Here is a 14,336-nt window from a genome sequence, read left to right as displayed (position 1 = left end):
TGGTCATTTTTTGTTCATATTGATAAAAAACCTGTAAAACAGGGATTTGCGCACAAAATGAGAACGTGTCCACAAAATCCCCTGCAACACTGCAGTTGCGTCGATCCGTTGTGCATAAGCTTCCAATCAAAACGACATAAACGGGTGAAATGGGTGCTTGAACGGGGCAGAAATACTGCCCTCACGCTCAGTCTGGCTTGATCGCGTAGCACCTCGGTTTTGCGGCTAAAAACCCGGCGACACCGCTCACGCCAAGCCTGATCCAGCGCCTGCGTAAAAATAGTCTGAATTCAGGGGTTTACAGAACCAACCCAATCGCTATAATCGTCGCCCACACGCCGGTATAGCTCAGTTGGTAGAGCAACTGACTTGTAATCAGTAGGTCCCGGGTTCGACTCCTGGTGCCGGCACCATACAAAACGAAGCCCCTGCAGAAATGCAGGGGCTTTGTTGTTTCTGGTACGTCCACATTGCCTGTCACAGCCGTGCACTCAAAATTCGTCGTTAATCTCGATGGCTCGTCGGGGAGGCAACTGCTTCTGCCGGTGCAGAGAGCGGTACCTCGGTGACACGTGCAGCCTTTCCGGCCTTCATTTGACGTACAGATTCCAGCAAGTCTTGCTGGAATTGCTCCAGTTCATTGAGCATCGCTGATTTCCTCCTTCAGTTGCTTATGGAAATAAGGGTCAGACCACGTTTTGAGCTGAGACTGTGGTCTGACTCTATTTTTTCCCACCTTATTTTGCTCGTGTCACCACGGTGCTTAGGTTGGCGAAAACGCTTTGAGAAACCCTGGCCTTCCTTTGCTCTTCATTGGCCGCCGAGAGCGGCAGCAGCGTTGCGCGCGAGGCCTTTCCAGCCTTCATCTGACGTACAGATTCCATCAAGTCCGTCTGAAATCGCCCTAGTTCATTTGCCATGCCTTTTCGTCGACTTCAGCCATTTTCTCCAACGCTCGCTTGCTGAACTTATGCAGCTTGAACCGAAAGCGAAATCCGCCTTCCAAGTTGCTGCAACGCACGCTCAACATTCTCGATTTTGGAGTGATGCAGGAAATCTACCAGGCGATCGACCTGGGGCCGTTGTACGCCGAGACGACGTGCCAACTCGGCCTTGCTTAAACCTGACTCCAAAAGCGTATTCCACAGAGCAACCTTTGCTGCAGTCAGCGCAGGCAGACGCAATACAACGTCACTTGCCTGTTCTCCTGCCTGCCCGGTCGGAATCAACCGGCGATCATCAACGTATATCGAGAATGCCGTCTCGATTGCATCGATGGCGGTGTCCAACGCTTGCTCGAGGGTGTCGCCAACGGCGTGCATCTCAGGAATTTCTGCGCAGGACAACCAGACACTGTCCGGCTCTTCGTGAACTTCCAACGCATATTCGAACATCACGATTCCTCTCATGAGGCCCAGCTGTTTGATTATCGATTTTCTCAGCCCTTCGCCCATTTCCTTGGCTCCATGGTCGGGAAACACAGTTGATTTGCCATTCAAGGAAACCTTGAAGTGACTGCCCTTGCCGGTTTGAAACTCAACGCCTTGGGCTTTCAACCATCGCCGAAACTCGCTGTACTTCATGTGCATCACTCGCCGTTTCGGTAAAGCGAATGTGCAACATATTTGCTGCATTCGCAACATAAGTGTTGCACTACACTGAGATGGCAACGGCCACCACCTGGCCACGATTGCGCCTCCGTCCTTCGCAAGCTACCGTCAAACCCGTCGCTGCCAAATCAGCGACCGGGCCTGAGAACCCGCGTAAGATGCAGGCGCACCAGCGCCCCAAACCCATGATTGCCGGCGCTTTTTTGCACCCGCATTCACGTGTAATGGCGGCTGTGCGTGGGAGACCTTCGGGTCTGCCGGATTCCTGTATCTCCGGTTTCTCAGCCTGCGCATAGCTGCCACCCTTTCGCCTGAGAACGAAAATGGCAGCTCTCATTTGATACAGGGAGTTTACAAATGAATGCCATCAATCCATCCGTAATCCGCCGCGCTGCCACATCGGTCGACTCACTCCACGCCTTAGATACAGGTGAAGCGAAATGACCAACTACCTCGATTTGAAAACACCAGGCTTTACGCACTTTTCCTTCCAGGCCAATCGAGCGCTGTTCCGCACCAATCGTGGTGTTCCAGTGATGGCCGCCCTCTCGCACGCCTCACACTTGCTTCACATCTCCAAGCTGCTGACCGCCGACTCTACAGTTTCTCGCGATCCTGACCTTCACGCTTATGCCTCCCGGTATCTGCAGGAGTTAAGCAAGGCGCTGATCGACGACGTGGTGAAAGTGCTGGATGCGCCAACAGCAAGCCATTGACGTAAACCGCCAAAAGAAAGCCCTCGCGGTATCGCGAGGGCTTGTTGCGCTTCAAACCTGACTGATCTCAAACACAAACGAAATCCTGCGTTGACTCGCACTCCACACATAACGCAGATGTTTGCCCTGCTTCGGAATCGACACCGCTGGCGGCCGGAACGCGGCGACACATTCGTGGCCCGGCAGGCGGACGCTGTTGTAGAGCATCCCCCACGATTCAGACTCACGCAGTTGTCGGGCAAACGCCTGGGATGGGCCATAGGCGTCTGGATCGGGTTGATGCAAATCGGGAAAGTCATCACGAACATCATGCAGCGGCTTAACCACCCGATTAACGTAAGTACGCATGGTCAACTCAAGATCCGCCTCGTTGGTGGCTGCGAGGAAACGTTCCTGGTGATAGCAGGTTTCGGCGATGGCCGCGGCCTGGCTGCTGGCGGCGTAGTAGACGCCGAAGGTGCCATCGCTGAAGCGGCTGCTTTTGCCGATGTGGGTGAACGCCGCCATCACCGGGGTTGAACCGGGGCCGGAGAGTCGGTCTTCGGGGCGTACGCGGGCGAGGACGCCGGCCTGTTCGATCAGGCGATCGTTGGTCAGCGCTTCCAGCGCGTAGGCGATTTCCAGGTCTTCGGGGTCGAGCACGTCTTCGAACAGCGCAATCGGCGGGAAGCTGCTGTTGACGATCCGATAGGCCTTGGGCCATTGCGGCTCAGCCAGCGGCGGGGCCTTCAACCGCGCACCCCGTCGAGGTAGCGGCGCACGTCGGCGATGTCGACCACCCTACCCGCCAGCATGTAATCCAGCGCCGTTCGGCCATTGAATGGCGCCGCCGTGTTGGGGCTGCTGACCCACGTGTAGGCGCGCTCGCGGCTGTTGCTGAAGATGATGCTCAGCGCCTTGTGAATACCCATCAGGTAGGAGATCCGCTCAAGGGTGTCGTTAGGCAGACGTATGTTCGGCAGGTGTTTGTATTTGTAGAACGTGGTGTTGCCAACTCCGCCGAGTAATGTGCGTTGCTGCTCGGCGCTGCAGCCCCAGCGCTCCATGAGGTTGAAGAAGAACTTCAGCGCGACGCGCCCGGCTTCGGGGACGTCGAGTTGTTCGCGTGGGGGGAAGGCCGGGGATGAGGTAGGCATAGACGCCTCCTGATTTTTTTGTGTTAGCTGAAGACTAGTACATAACTGTAATTTTTTAGAGTTTTTATACACAAACGAACAATCGTAACGATCAAACGCACAGAAGCCGGAGTTAAGCCGGCTTATGTATTTCTGCACTATTTAAACAATTCTGAATGGCTCCCTAGATCCACAAACGTGATCAGGTCTGGGCGTGTGTTCTCGTAAATCATCAGAAAATCGCCGCCGATATGACACTCGCGGAATCCAGACCAATCTCCAGTCAGCGCATGATCCAGATATTCTGCCGGTAATTGCTGCCCCAAGAACAACATCGCCATCACCTTCCGGACGTCGTTCATGTCTCGTCTTCCGGCACGGTTATAACGATCCCAAGACTTCTTGAATTCAGAAGTCTGCGCACACTGTTTAGGCCGATCAGCGCGTTTTTGCGTTTTCTCCGATTTCGCCATCAGCAGTCCTCAGCATGTCGTCTATCGAGTCGAAACGCTGACGGATTTCTCGTGCTTCCATCATTGCGCGGGCCGTTTTCTCTGATAGAACTCGCACCTCGAAGGGAAGCCCCTGAGTGGCAACAACCTGCCGCAGAAAAAGTCGCATGGCGTCGCTAATGCTCAGCCCGCAAGCGTTCAAGACTTCAGTGGCACGCGCTTTCAAATCCTCATCAATGCGGCAGCGCACATCGGTAGTTTTCAGTAGTGCAGCCATTTCAATTACCTCATCATGATTTTGTAGCTACATCAGCGCTACCTCTGCATTGTGGTCGGAGGGATCTTCGTCGGTCAACGCGAAGTTGATAGGTGGTTCTCTACCGCCATGGCTCAGACGCCAAGCATCCATTTCAACTCCTTTGACAAGGTAGGTGCTATCAGCTGAATCGTTACTTTGCCTGAGACCTATCTGCTCATGACGCAGGCAAAAACCTCGGAAGATGTAAGCCGTTTCTCCTCGAAAAACCCGCCCTGCGCACCAAAACCACGCACTTTTCTTGACCCCAATCACCCCCACGTCATCAAAAATCCCGATCCTGTGTCAGCTTCCAGCCATCGGCGGGGACATCAATTCGCTACTAAACCCGCGACAACTATGCTCAGGTGCTGGAATATAGCCGGCATATGACGCCGGATCGGCAGTCTCGTAAACAACAATACCCAGCCCACTTCAGAGGGCATTACCCATGGATAGCAGAACCTTACGCAACCTCATGCGCATCGTGCAGACCGGCTCGTTGTCGGCCGCAGCCGAGCATTCGTGCCTGACTGTGCAGGCCTTGGCCGCACAGTTGAACAAGGTCGAAGAGCAGTTCGGTTTCCGCTTGTTTCGTCGTTCCAACAAAGGTCTGACGCTGACGCCGCAAGGCACGGAGCTGACGCCCTACATCGACAAAGTGCTGATTGCCACGCGACAGATGGAAGAAAAGGTCGAGGCGCTCAAGGTGCCTGGCCAGCGCACATTGAAGGTTGCGTTGAACAACACGTTGTCGTCTGACTTCAACCGGCGAATGATCGGACGCCTGATCGAGGTGTTTCCCGATTACCAGATGGAATTCAGCTACGCCGAGTCGATGGAGAACCTGAGCAAGCTGAAAAATGAAGACTTTGATCTCGCGGTGCTGATCGGCCCGCAGCGTCCGGGTCTGCCGAGCATCGTCCTGCCGGATGTACAGGTGCAGGTGGTCGGTGCCCATTGCGGGCAGGAAAACGATCCACTGACGTTGCTGGGCAACAAGTTTCAGGTGCGTCCTGCGGAAGATTGTCCGTATTCCCACAGCTTCCTGCGTTTTCTCGACGCTGGTCTGGGCAATCACGAGAACGGTCAGCGCATGGTCTATTCCTGCAGCGAGACCCTGACGCTGTCGTTGATCACGCAGATGGACGCGGTCGGCATGGTGTCTCGTGAGGCCGCGCAAAAGAACGGCCTGACGATTTTCCCCGGTTTCGAGGATTTCCTCGAAGTGCGTCTGGCGGTGAACAATCCGAACCTGTCGGGCCAGGCCCTGAATGACGTGGTCGATCTGCCGCTACATGAACGAGCCGAGCGCAATGTACGCAGCCGTCCCAACCGCCACACTGAGAAAGAGGTTTTTGCTGAAATACGCACATAACAGCGTCGGAATGGCTGCATAGAATTCCGGGCGGTCGAGCTGTAGGTGCTGATCCTTGATCAACAAGGGAGTCAGGCTGATCGCAGCGACGATCGCCACCGGCAGGTATTCCAGCGCCCGCGCAACGAATGGCGGCCAGTGCTCGGTGTTGACTTGCAGTGGCAACGCGCGTGGCAGGAAGGTCACGGCCATCATCAGCGCCACCACCAGGATCAGGAACGTTTGGTCAGGCATACACCCACTCCGCAGCCCACAAACGTGGCGATGAATACGTTAAATGGCGAAGTACCGACCAGGCTCAGCGCACCCATGCAGGCGACGGCAGCCGCTGCGGCGATGAGTTTGTTGCGGGTGTTGCACAGCGACACCAGCACGTAGAGCATCATCGCGGTCAGTGCGTAGTCGAGCTGGTATTTGATCAGGTGCGACGCATATTGCGCGCAAACGGCGCCCAGCAATCCGCCCAGCACCCAGGAGGTGTGGCAGAACAGGTTGAAGCCGATCAGGTAACGGATATTGACCGGTGCGCCGGTGCCCAGCTTGACGCTGTGAAATGCAAAAGACTCATCGGTCAGTCCACCCGCGTAAGCCCAGCGCTCCATGCGGCTGAGCCCCAGTGCGCGCAGGGCCTTGGCCATGTACACCGACATCAGCATGTGCCGCGCATTGATCAGGAACGTGGTCAGCACAATGGTAGTCAGCGAAGCACCGCTGGAGATCAGCGCCAGCGCGGCGAATTGCGAAGCGCCGGCGTAGACGAACAAGCACATCGCCACCGGCAGCCACATCGGCAGCCCGGCGTTGACCGCCATCAGCCCGAACACGAACGACACCGTGAAATAACCGGCCACCACCGGGCTGGCTTCGGCAAACGTGCGCGATGGCTGATGGGCAGCCATCAGCGGCGCACTGCCGGACGTTTCATTCATAGATCCCTCTCAAATGTCCGCTCGCCGTGGGGTTCGCAAAAACCCTGGGCAGTCCAGAATCGCTTGCCCGCGAGGTTAGCATCGTCGACGAACAGAAACATCCGTAATACACCGACCCGTTTCATGTCAGACGACGCCGCTTCCACCAGCCGCTGGCCGACGCCCTGGCTGCGATAGCGTGGGCTGACCGCCAGGTGGTTGATGGTGCCGCGGCTGCCGAGCATGCCGCCGAGCACCGCACCGACGATTTCGCCTTCGACGTCGAAGGCCAGATAGGCCGTGGTGGTCTTCTGGATCAATACACCGCGCAGGCATTTGGCGTCCTGCCACTCACAGAACGACACCTCGTCGAACTGGCGGAAGAAACGCTCCATGCGCTGCGCGTCCTTGGCGGTGGCGCGTCGCAGCACCACCGGCGTCGAGCACTCGACGCCATCGATTGGGGTGATCTGATTAGCGAACAATGTCGAAAGCGGTCCCGGGCCGCGAGAAGGAAATCGCCAGAATCTGCCGGTAAGCCATGGCATGCGTGTGGGTGTTGCGCGCCGGAGTCACGTAGTGGCGCATGTCGCGGTCAAGGAAGTACGTGGTGTCGAGGATTTCCTTGTAGGTGGTCGACGCCAGTTGATGCTCGTGCACATCGTACAAACGGCTCTCCGCGCCCTCGACGTTGTTGCGCCCCCAGAAGTGCACACCGCTGAACGGATAGCCGTCGCAGTGAATCCCTTCCGGAGTGATTTCCAGTTGCTTGCCGGGTTTGATCTCGATGCGGATCTGATGGATCTGGCACTGCCAGATTTCATCGTGCAGCTCTTCCGGCAACACGCTTTTGTACACTTCAAAATCGGTGTCGATCAGGCTGCGCATCACCGGCGAAGTAATCACCTCATCGGAGAAGTCCTGAAAGTGCCGCACAACACCACCCACGTAGGCGTTGTTCTCTTTGGACTGCACGTACGCGCGATGCTCGAGTTGCTTCAATTCACGTGTTTTCGGGTTGTACTCAAAGTCGCTGTAACGACGGTAACGCATGCCGGCTTCGGCCTGACCGTAGTAACTGTCTGGCTCCATATTTTCCCAACTTTTGGTCAGTCTGACGAAGTCGGCAAAATGACCGTAGAGATTGAAGTCACCACCCTGGACGTTGACATATTTGTCGCGCCGTAGCGATTCGCCCACTTCTCTGTTCAAAACGATCATTACCAAATTCTCCGCTGCGTTGAGCGGCCTAATCTATTAGGTGGAGAATTTGCGTCCATGAGAAAGAATTTCAGGCATTTAAAGCCCAGTTTGAAACGGAGTTTGCAGCAGCGTAAAAACAACTTTTACATGACAAAAACACGGGTTTTTTACAGTTTCTATAGAAAAGACGTCGAAAAAAAACCCCGAACCAGTCGGGGTTTTCTCATATTTCTTACACCGGATCGTTCATCAGAAGATGTTGATCGGGTAGTCCACGAATACACGCAGCTCGTTGCCGCTGACGTTGTACTCGCTGGATTTCTGCGAAACGCGCAGGATCGAGCTGCGCAACTTCACGCTCAGGTCTTTCGCCGGACCGCTTTGCACGACGTATTTGACCTGGTTGAAGATCTCGCGCTCGGTACCACCCGTGGTGGTGGAAGTGGTGATGTTGTCGCCACGCACATAAGCGAAGTTGTAGCTCAGACCCGGTACGCCGAATGCGCCGAAGTCCAGGCCGTAACCCAGCTGCCAGCTCCGCTCGTCTTCAGCGTTGAAGTCCGACCAGTAGGAGTTGGCCAGGTAGATGGTGTTGCCACCGTCACCGACACGACCTTGCTCTTTCTGATAGCCGCCGTAGGCGTAGCCCAGGTTGCTGTCGCCGGTGGAACGCTGGTGCGCCACGGTGAACGAGTGCGGGCCGGTGGCGAACGTCGCTGCCAGGCTCCAGATCTTGTTGTCGTCACCGGTAGCACCGCTCTGACGAACATAGGAGTCGTCGAGCTTGGTGCGGTAGCCGTTGAAGTCCAGGGTCAGGGACTGATCCTTGTCGATCGGGAACACGTAGTTGGCGTTCACGTACTGCTTCTTCAGCACGTCTTCAACGTCGGAAGCGTACAGCGCCGCCTTGAATTGTTCGGTGAACTGGTAGCTACCGCCCAATACGTTGATAGCCTTCAGACCACCGCTGTCACGACCTTCAGCGCTTTTGCGCGATTCGGCAGTGAAACGACCGGCGTCCAGTTGCAGGCCTTTGATCTCTTTGGAAGTGATCAAGGTACCGGTGTAGCTTTCCGGCAGCAGACGCGAATTGTCGTAATTCAGCACCGGCAGGGCCGGCATCTGGTCGCCGTAGGTCAGCGTGGTATTGGACAGACGGAATTTGACCGCTGCGCCGCCCTTGGACAGGTCGTTGGCAGGTTTGCCGCTGTCGCCACGTTTGAAGAAGTCGATGCCGCCGGCACCGCTGCGATCTTCGCTACGCTCCAGGTTCAGGGCGTACAGGCCGAAGGCGTCAACACCCACACCGATGGTGCCTTGGGTGAAACCGGACGAGAACGTACCGATGGCCGCTTGGCCCCACTCAGACTTGTCTTTGTTGCCGTCTTTGTAATCACGATTGATGTAGGCATTGCGCAGCAGCACTTTCAGGCTGCTGTCTTCAACAAAACCCTTGGACTCGGCCTGGCCGTCAGCCATGGCCTGTGTGGCACTCAACATCCCCAGTGCGATCAGACTGATTCGCTTGTTCAACATTTTGTTTTCCTTATTACGGGTTGAAACGCGCTGTGTCGAACGGCTGAAACGGCGCTAATGCACTCTTTTTTCACCCCGAAAACAAAAAGGCCCGCCCACGGCAAAACCGTGGCGGGCCTGTTTATTATTTTGAGTCATGGCGGTTGGCCACAGGCGTTGGGCCGAATCGTAGCCGCGCCCTCAATAATGTGTCAATTTCAAGAATCGTCTTTAAATAGGTAAAAATCGTCTAAGAATCGTAAATTTTGCGATAGCACATTGCTCGGAAATGCGCTTAACCAGTGAATCCAGCGCGATTACACGCAGCCGTCGAGACCGCATTGCGCGGGGGATTGCCCTGGCTCAACAGCGACCACCGCTTGCCCCAACCACTCGGCGAATGCCTGCGGTTTGCCAAGCCATGGGCTGATGTCGAGCAAGGTGAATTGTCCGTCCTGCTCCAGTGCCAACGTTGGAAATCCTTGGCCGCCCAGTTGCGCCAACAGCGCGCGGCTGGCTTTTACATGCGCTGTCGTATCAACGGACTTAAACGCAGCCGCAAAGGTGTGCTCGGCGTAACCCAACTCACTGGCGAGTTCGAACAGCACAGATTCATCGGCAATGCGCCGCCCTTCCACGTAATGCGCCGTTTGCAAACGTCCGAGCAGTTGCAGACCACGGCCGTCGATGGACTCTGCCGCCATCACCGCTGCGATCGGCGGCGTCGAATCGAAAACCGCCGAGTGATCGCGCAGCAGGCCTTCGAAATACGCCTCGCCAAACGGCTGCCCGGTGTATTCGGCAATGCGCCGGTCGTGGGGCATGACGTAATCGCGCAGTTGCGGCGAAACGCGCTGGCGATTCGCGCCGCTCATCATTCCGCCCGCATGGGCAACGACCGGCAACACTTGCTGCGCCGTTTGCACCAGCGGTTTGGCGCCGTAGCACCAGCCGCACAATGGGTCATAGATGTAATGAAGGATCATGGGAGTACTCCGGCAACCAATCAGGAAAATTCGATGCCGGCAGACTATTCCCTCGTGTGTTGGCGAAAAACGTCGGAATGCCTTTCAGACTGTTTCGGTAATCGGTCAAATTGTTCAAAGGATCGGCATGTATCGAGATCGACACAAATTGAAACAATCCAACAGGGGAACTTCTCAGGAATAAATTACGGGAGCAAATGCAAAGCATTACCATTTGCGCGTTTGAATTTCCCTACCCTTTCGGATGCGCTTTTCCATGCCTGCCCCGTTCCGCCTCACGCCCGTCACCCTTGGATTGTCTGCCTTTCTAACCAGCGGTTTTGCTTACTCCGCCACCGAACTGCCCGCCACCGCGATCAGCGCCGAAGAACAGGCCGAGGACCCGCGCGTCAAGATCAGCAGCACTGCGACCCGCACCTCGACCCCGGTGCGTTACGTGCCGCAGGCCATCGACTCGATCAAGACCACGAACGTCGCCGACTACGGCACCAATGACATCGGCGACGCCCTGAGCGGGATTCCCAACGTCAGCAGCAGCGCCGACACCCGCTTCGACAGCCTGCGCATCCGCGGCTTCGACGCCAGCAACGACTTCTATCTGGACGGCATCCGCGACGACAGCCAGTACAAGCGCGACCTGCACAACATCGAACGGGTCGAAGTGCTCAAAGGCCCGGCGGCGGTACTTTACGGCCGTGGCAGCCAGGGCGGGATCGTCAACCGCGTGAGCAAGCTGCCCGAGTTCGGCCGTCGCTCGACCATCGAAGCGCAGGGCGGCAGCGAAGACCTGCGCAGCCTGTACGCCGACCTCAGCACCGACCCCAGCGAAAACCTCAGCCTGCGCCTGAACATGGGCAACATGGATGAAAACAGCTTCCGCGACGGCGTAAGCGGCAACCGCCAGCTGTTCGCGCCATCGATGAGCTGGCAGCTGACCCCGGACCTCAACTGGCTGGTGCAATACGAATACAGCCGCTACAACCGCACCCCGGATCGCGGCATTCCGGGGGTAAATGGCCGCCCGGCAGACGTTGGTCGCGACACCACCTACGGCAACGATCACGATTTCATCGACGACAAGGCGCAGTCTCTGCGCTCGAAACTCACCTACGAGATCAACGACAACTGGCAACTGCGCCAGACCTTGGGCGTGTTCAAGCTCGACAGCGATTTCGACAACACCTACCTGACCAACTTCGACCCGAAAACCAACAAGGTCGCGCGCCAGCACTGGCAGCAGGATCTGACCACCCGCAACGTCTACAACAACGTTGAGCTGGAAGGCGGATTCGATACCTTCGGCCTGGAGCATCGCTTGTTGACCGGCGTCGAGATCGGCAGCCAGCGTCGAGATCCAAAGTTGTACAACGCCGCAACCGGCAAAACCCCGGGCGCACAACCGGTGCCATCGCTTGACCTGTTCAATCCCAATCGCGAGCTCCGCCACAGCGGCAGCATGCAAGTGTTCAGCAACAGCCACACCGAAGTCGAAAGCCGCGCGGTCTACGTCCAGGATCAACTGCGCCTGAATGATCAATGGCAACTGCTGGCCGGCCTGCGCTACGACACCTTCGATATCGAGTCGACCAACAAGCTCAAGAACATCACTGAGGATCGCGACAGCCACAGCACCAGCCCGCGCGTCGGGATTGTCTGGACGCCGCTGCAGAATCATTCGTTCTACGCCTCGTGGTCGAAGACCTTCTCGCCGGTCGGCGGCGGCCTGATCGGCATCACCCCGGGGGCTGCCGGCAATAGCAACGACTTGAGTCCGGAGCTGACCAAACAGAAAGAAATCGGGGTGAAAAGCGACTGGCTGGATGATCGCTTGAGCACCACGCTGGCGGTCTACGACCTGGAACTCTACAACCGCCGCACCAGCGATCCGAACGATCCGACCCTGACCGTCATGACCGGTCTTCAGCGTTCCCGCGGTGTCGAGCTGACCGCCACCGGCAAACTGGTCGGCAACTGGTACATGCGCGGCGGCGTCGGCGTGCAGGACACCACCATCGAGAAGGACAACAACGGCCTGGAAGGCAAGCGCGTCAACAACGTGGCCAAACACAACGGCAGCCTGTTCCTGACCTGGAAACCGGAAATGGGCTGGTACGGCGAAACCGGCCTGACCCTGGTCGGCCAGCGTTATGCCGACAACGCCAACACCACCGTGCTGCCGGGGTATGGCCGCTGGGATGCACTGGTCGGTTACCGCTTCAAGGACTGGGATTTGCGCGCAGCGCTGAACAACATCACTGACCGCGAGTATTACGCCTCGGCCACCAGCCAATATCAGATCCAGCCTGGCGCACCGCGCAGCGTGGTAATGACCGGTACTTACAGCTTCTGATTTCACACAAATCCTGTGGGAGGGGGCTTGCTCCCGAAGGCGTCGGGCCAGGCAACATCATCGTCACTGACTTACCGCATTCGGGAGCAAGCCCCCTCCCACAGGTCCAATGTTCGCAGTGGGTTTTGTGTTGTGCATAAAAAAGCGCCGCCATCCCGGCAGCGCTTTTACCAATCCTTGTTGTTTTTCTTATCCTTGCATCACAGCCCATAACGCTTCCAGTTCGGCCTCGCTGAACAGGCCAGCGGGATAGCGCTCGATCATCATCCGGCGCGGATCAGGTTCCCTGATCTGACGCGTTCCATTGGATTTCAAAAAGTGCGCGACAATCTGGAGCGATTCGCCGTTTACGACCATGGGATGCAAATTCCGCTCGCTGACTACGTTCACTTCGGCGTTCATTTCAGCGCTCTCTCCCCGTTCGTGAGCGGCCAAGTTATCCAAGGTTTATGACAGAACTATTGAAGTCCCCCCCTCTCCCTAGTGCGCTTTGTCCGATACAAGAGCTATGCCAAGGTTTCCGATTTGTCGACAAGCGGATACAAAGAAGCCCGCGGTCCAGTAAGGCCGCGGGCTTCTTTGCATGCACAGCGAGCTAATTGTTGCCTGGCTGATTTATGAATCAACTCAAGCTGTTACGTCTCAACTCACTCTTTGTGCGGCGCTGGCTGCTGTTGGGTAAGGCAGTGAATATTGCCACCGCCCAGTAACAGTTCACGACCCGGCACCATCACCACTTCGTGCTGCGGGAACAGCTTCTGCAGGATTTCTCGTGCAGGGGCATCCATCGGATCGTCGAAGCTCGGCGCGATGATGCCGCCGTTGACGATCAGGAAGTTCACGTAGGAACCGGCCAGACGCACAGAAGGATTGCGCTCCTGGCTACCGTCGACCGGATCGACGCCCGCGCACTCTTCTTCAGTGGCATACAGCGGCCCCGGGATCGGCATCTTGTGCACCGTGAACGGGCGGCCCTTGGCGTCGGTGCTGCTTTGCAGCACGTTCATCGCGGCCTGGCAGCGCGGGTAGTTCGGATCCTGCGGATCGTCGGTCCACGCCAGCAGCACTTCGCCTGGACGCACGTAGCAGCAGAAGTTATCCACATGACCGTCGGTTTCGTCGTTGAACAGGCCATCCGGCAGCCAGATGATCTTATCCACAGACAGATTGTCGCGAAGCACCGCTTCGATCTCTTCGCGGCTCAGGTGCGGATTGCGATTGTGATTGAGCAGGCACTCTTCGGTAGTGATCAGCGTGCCTTCGCCGTCGACGTGAATCGAGCCGCCTTCCAGCACAAAACCTTTGGTGCGATAACGCGGGCTGCGCTCGATTTCGAGAATCTTGCCGCCGACCTGCGAATCACGGTTCCACGGCGAGTACAGACCGCCTTCAAAGCCGCCCCAGGCGTTGAAGTCCCAGTTCACACCGCGCACTTCACCGCTGTTATTGATGACGAAAGTCGGGCCGCTGTCGCGCACCCAGGCGTCATCGCTGGACATCTCGACCACACGGATATTCGGCACGTCGAGGCGCGCACGGGCGTTTTCGTACTGGCCAGCGGAAACCGCGACGGTCACTGGTTCAAACCGGGCGATGGCCTTGGCCACGGCGGCATGCGCAGCTTGTGCCGGCTTGCCACCCAGGCGCCAGTTGTCCGGGCGCTCGGGCCAGATCATCCAGGTCTGAGTCTGCGGCGCCCACTCGGCCGGCATGTAGAAGCCATCGTCACGCGGGGTACTTTTCAAAGTGGTCATCGGATCAGGACTCCTGGGAACCGTCGAAGGGTTGCAAAGCAATGGCGACTTTAT

General features: G+C 57.1%; 17 protein-coding genes, 1 tRNA gene and 2 pseudogenes. 4 read left to right on the top strand and 16 right to left on the bottom strand.

Features of this window, described 5'->3' with window-relative positions; all coding sequences use genetic code 11:
* The first annotated feature begins 337 nt into the window (after nucleotides 1-337).
* Nucleotides 338-413, top strand: a tRNA-Thr gene (locus tag M0814_RS13545).
* A gap of 115 nt (nucleotides 414-528) precedes the next feature.
* On the opposite strand, the pseudogene M0814_RS13540 reads toward M0814_RS13545, so the two are convergent.
* From M0814_RS13540 to M0814_RS13530, 4 genes and pseudogenes are all read right to left on the bottom strand, one after another.
* Nucleotides 529-648: pseudogene (locus M0814_RS13540) on the bottom strand (transcriptional regulator); the annotation flags it as partial.
* Between the two features lie 89 nt (nucleotides 649-737).
* The gene (locus M0814_RS13535; protein ID WP_112997809.1) at nucleotides 738-920 is read right to left on the bottom strand and encodes a hypothetical protein; all 183 of its coding nucleotides are present in this window, start codon (nucleotides 918-920) and stop codon (nucleotides 738-740) included.
* A gap of 48 nt (nucleotides 921-968) precedes the next feature.
* Nucleotides 969-1,394 carry a type II toxin-antitoxin system HicB family antitoxin gene (locus M0814_RS29160; protein ID WP_103485324.1) on the bottom strand — a complete coding sequence of 142 codons (426 nt, stop codon included), beginning with the start codon at nucleotides 1,392-1,394 and terminating at the stop codon, nucleotides 969-971.
* 15 nt (nucleotides 1,395-1,409) lie between these two features.
* Nucleotides 1,410-1,583: pseudogene (locus M0814_RS13530) on the bottom strand (type II toxin-antitoxin system HicA family toxin); the annotation flags it as partial.
* Between the two features lie 467 nt (nucleotides 1,584-2,050).
* Between M0814_RS13530 and M0814_RS13525 the strand changes: the two are divergent.
* Nucleotides 2,051-2,326 (top strand): DUF3077 domain-containing protein, encoded by a 276-nt coding sequence (locus M0814_RS13525; RefSeq protein WP_103485286.1) that lies wholly within the window; start codon nucleotides 2,051-2,053, stop codon nucleotides 2,324-2,326.
* Nucleotides 2,327-2,377: 51 nt separating this feature from the next.
* Here the strand turns inward: M0814_RS13525 and M0814_RS13520 are convergent, their stop codons facing one another.
* From M0814_RS13520 to M0814_RS13505, 4 genes are all read right to left on the bottom strand, one after another.
* Nucleotides 2,378-3,058 carry an RES family NAD+ phosphorylase gene (locus tag M0814_RS13520; RefSeq protein WP_103485287.1) on the bottom strand — a complete coding sequence of 227 codons (681 nt, stop codon included), beginning with the start codon at nucleotides 3,056-3,058 and terminating at the stop codon, nucleotides 2,378-2,380.
* A complete protein-coding gene (locus M0814_RS13515) occupies nucleotides 3,055-3,462 on the bottom strand; it encodes an MbcA/ParS/Xre antitoxin family protein (protein ID WP_103485288.1) in 408 nt (135 codons plus the stop codon). The genes M0814_RS13520 and M0814_RS13515 overlap by 4 nt, the downstream gene beginning before the upstream one ends.
* Before the next feature lie 137 nt (nucleotides 3,463-3,599).
* Complete coding sequence (locus tag M0814_RS13510) at nucleotides 3,600-3,914, bottom strand: type II toxin-antitoxin system YafQ family toxin (RefSeq protein WP_103485289.1); 315 nt, start codon at nucleotides 3,912-3,914, stop codon at nucleotides 3,600-3,602.
* Nucleotides 3,880-4,170, bottom strand: a complete 291-nt coding sequence (locus M0814_RS13505) for a type II toxin-antitoxin system RelB/DinJ family antitoxin (RefSeq protein WP_103485290.1) — start codon at nucleotides 4,168-4,170, stop codon at nucleotides 3,880-3,882. Before M0814_RS13505 ends, M0814_RS13510 begins: the two co-directional genes overlap by 35 nt.
* Nucleotides 4,171-4,639: 469 nt before the next feature.
* Between M0814_RS13505 and M0814_RS13500 the strand changes: the two genes are divergently transcribed.
* Nucleotides 4,640-5,566 (top strand): LysR family transcriptional regulator, encoded by a 927-nt coding sequence (locus M0814_RS13500; protein WP_045122253.1) that lies wholly within the window; start codon nucleotides 4,640-4,642, stop codon nucleotides 5,564-5,566.
* Here the strand turns inward: M0814_RS13500 and M0814_RS13495 are convergent.
* From M0814_RS13495 to M0814_RS13470, 6 genes are all read right to left on the bottom strand, one after another.
* The gene (locus M0814_RS13495) at nucleotides 5,483-5,800 is read right to left on the bottom strand and encodes an AzlD domain-containing protein (RefSeq protein WP_003220702.1); all 318 of its coding nucleotides are present in this window, start codon (nucleotides 5,798-5,800) and stop codon (nucleotides 5,483-5,485) included. The genes M0814_RS13500 and M0814_RS13495 overlap by 84 nt on opposite strands.
* Complete coding sequence (locus M0814_RS13490; protein ID WP_003220701.1) at nucleotides 5,779-6,495, bottom strand: AzlC family ABC transporter permease; 717 nt, start codon at nucleotides 6,493-6,495, stop codon at nucleotides 5,779-5,781. The genes M0814_RS13495 and M0814_RS13490 overlap by 22 nt, the downstream gene beginning before the upstream one ends.
* Nucleotides 6,492-6,869: a GNAT family N-acetyltransferase gene (locus tag M0814_RS13485; protein WP_003220700.1), complete on the bottom strand. Its 378-nt coding sequence runs from the start codon at nucleotides 6,867-6,869 to the stop codon at nucleotides 6,492-6,494. The genes M0814_RS13490 and M0814_RS13485 overlap by 4 nt, the downstream gene beginning before the upstream one ends.
* 79 nt (nucleotides 6,870-6,948) lie before the next feature.
* Nucleotides 6,949-7,695, bottom strand: a complete 747-nt coding sequence (locus M0814_RS13480) for a 2OG-Fe dioxygenase family protein (protein ID WP_003220699.1) — start codon at nucleotides 7,693-7,695, stop codon at nucleotides 6,949-6,951.
* Between the two features lie 231 nt (nucleotides 7,696-7,926).
* On the bottom strand, nucleotides 7,927-9,213 hold the full coding sequence (locus tag M0814_RS13475; RefSeq protein WP_103485291.1) for an OprD family porin: 1,287 nt from the start codon (nucleotides 9,211-9,213) through the stop codon (nucleotides 7,927-7,929).
* A gap of 296 nt (nucleotides 9,214-9,509) precedes the next feature.
* Entirely contained in the window at nucleotides 9,510-10,178 is a 669-nt protein-coding gene (locus M0814_RS13470; protein WP_103485292.1) for a DsbA family protein, read from the bottom strand.
* Between the two features lie 256 nt (nucleotides 10,179-10,434).
* Between M0814_RS13470 and M0814_RS13465 the strand changes: the two genes are divergently transcribed.
* Nucleotides 10,435-12,528, top strand: coding sequence for a TonB-dependent siderophore receptor (locus M0814_RS13465; RefSeq protein ID WP_103485293.1), 2,094 nt, complete (start codon nucleotides 10,435-10,437; stop codon nucleotides 12,526-12,528).
* Nucleotides 12,529-12,717: 189 nt separating this feature from the next.
* Here M0814_RS13465 and M0814_RS13460 read toward each other — a convergent pair whose 3' ends face one another.
* Together M0814_RS13460 and aguA are read right to left on the bottom strand one after the other, a co-directional pair.
* Nucleotides 12,718-12,930: a hypothetical protein gene (locus M0814_RS13460; protein ID WP_003220694.1), complete on the bottom strand. Its 213-nt coding sequence runs from the start codon at nucleotides 12,928-12,930 to the stop codon at nucleotides 12,718-12,720.
* Between the two features lie 245 nt (nucleotides 12,931-13,175).
* Entirely contained in the window at nucleotides 13,176-14,282 is a 1,107-nt protein-coding gene (gene aguA / locus M0814_RS13455; protein ID WP_103485294.1) for an agmatine deiminase, read from the bottom strand.
* Nucleotides 14,283-14,336: the final 54 nt, after the last annotated feature.

Origin of the sequence: Pseudomonas sp. MWU12-2020 (genome assembly GCF_023100605.1) — a bacterium.
In the GTDB taxonomy this organism is placed as follows: Bacteria; Pseudomonadota; Gammaproteobacteria; order Pseudomonadales; family Pseudomonadaceae; genus Aquipseudomonas; species Aquipseudomonas fluorescens_H.
This window is presented reverse-complemented; position numbering and strand designations above follow the sequence as displayed.

Excerpts from the sequence above, each read along its gene's own strand:
- M0814_RS13535 (WP_112997809.1), bottom strand. The coding sequence starts at position 920 with ATGGCAAATGAACTAGGGCGATTTCAGACGGACTTGATGGAATCTGTA.
- M0814_RS29160 (WP_103485324.1), bottom strand. The coding sequence starts at position 1,394 with ATGTTCGAATATGCGTTGGAAGTTCACGAAGAGCCGGACAGTGTCTGG.
- M0814_RS13525 (WP_103485286.1), top strand. The coding sequence starts at position 2,051 with ATGACCAACTACCTCGATTTGAAAACACCAGGCTTTACGCACTTTTCC.
- M0814_RS13515 (WP_103485288.1), bottom strand. The coding sequence starts at position 3,462 with ATGCCTACCTCATCCCCGGCCTTCCCCCCACGCGAACAACTCGACGTC.
- M0814_RS13510 (WP_103485289.1), bottom strand. The coding sequence starts at position 3,914 with ATGGCGAAATCGGAGAAAACGCAAAAACGCGCTGATCGGCCTAAACAG.
- M0814_RS13505 (WP_103485290.1), bottom strand. The coding sequence starts at position 4,170 with ATGGCTGCACTACTGAAAACTACCGATGTGCGCTGCCGCATTGATGAG.
- M0814_RS13500 (WP_045122253.1), top strand. The coding sequence starts at position 4,640 with ATGGATAGCAGAACCTTACGCAACCTCATGCGCATCGTGCAGACCGGC.
- M0814_RS13495 (WP_003220702.1), bottom strand. The coding sequence starts at position 5,800 with ATGCCTGACCAAACGTTCCTGATCCTGGTGGTGGCGCTGATGATGGCC.
- M0814_RS13490 (WP_003220701.1), bottom strand. The coding sequence starts at position 6,495 with ATGAATGAAACGTCCGGCAGTGCGCCGCTGATGGCTGCCCATCAGCCA.
- M0814_RS13485 (WP_003220700.1), bottom strand. The coding sequence starts at position 6,869 with ATGGAGCGTTTCTTCCGCCAGTTCGACGAGGTGTCGTTCTGTGAGTGG.
- M0814_RS13480 (WP_003220699.1), bottom strand. The coding sequence starts at position 7,695 with ATGATCGTTTTGAACAGAGAAGTGGGCGAATCGCTACGGCGCGACAAA.
- M0814_RS13475 (WP_103485291.1), bottom strand. The coding sequence starts at position 9,213 with ATGTTGAACAAGCGAATCAGTCTGATCGCACTGGGGATGTTGAGTGCC.
- M0814_RS13470 (WP_103485292.1), bottom strand. The coding sequence starts at position 10,178 with ATGATCCTTCATTACATCTATGACCCATTGTGCGGCTGGTGCTACGGC.
- M0814_RS13465 (WP_103485293.1), top strand. The coding sequence starts at position 10,435 with ATGCCTGCCCCGTTCCGCCTCACGCCCGTCACCCTTGGATTGTCTGCC.
- M0814_RS13460 (WP_003220694.1), bottom strand. The coding sequence starts at position 12,930 with ATGAACGCCGAAGTGAACGTAGTCAGCGAGCGGAATTTGCATCCCATG.
- aguA (WP_103485294.1), bottom strand. The coding sequence starts at position 14,282 with ATGACCACTTTGAAAAGTACCCCGCGTGACGATGGCTTCTACATGCCG.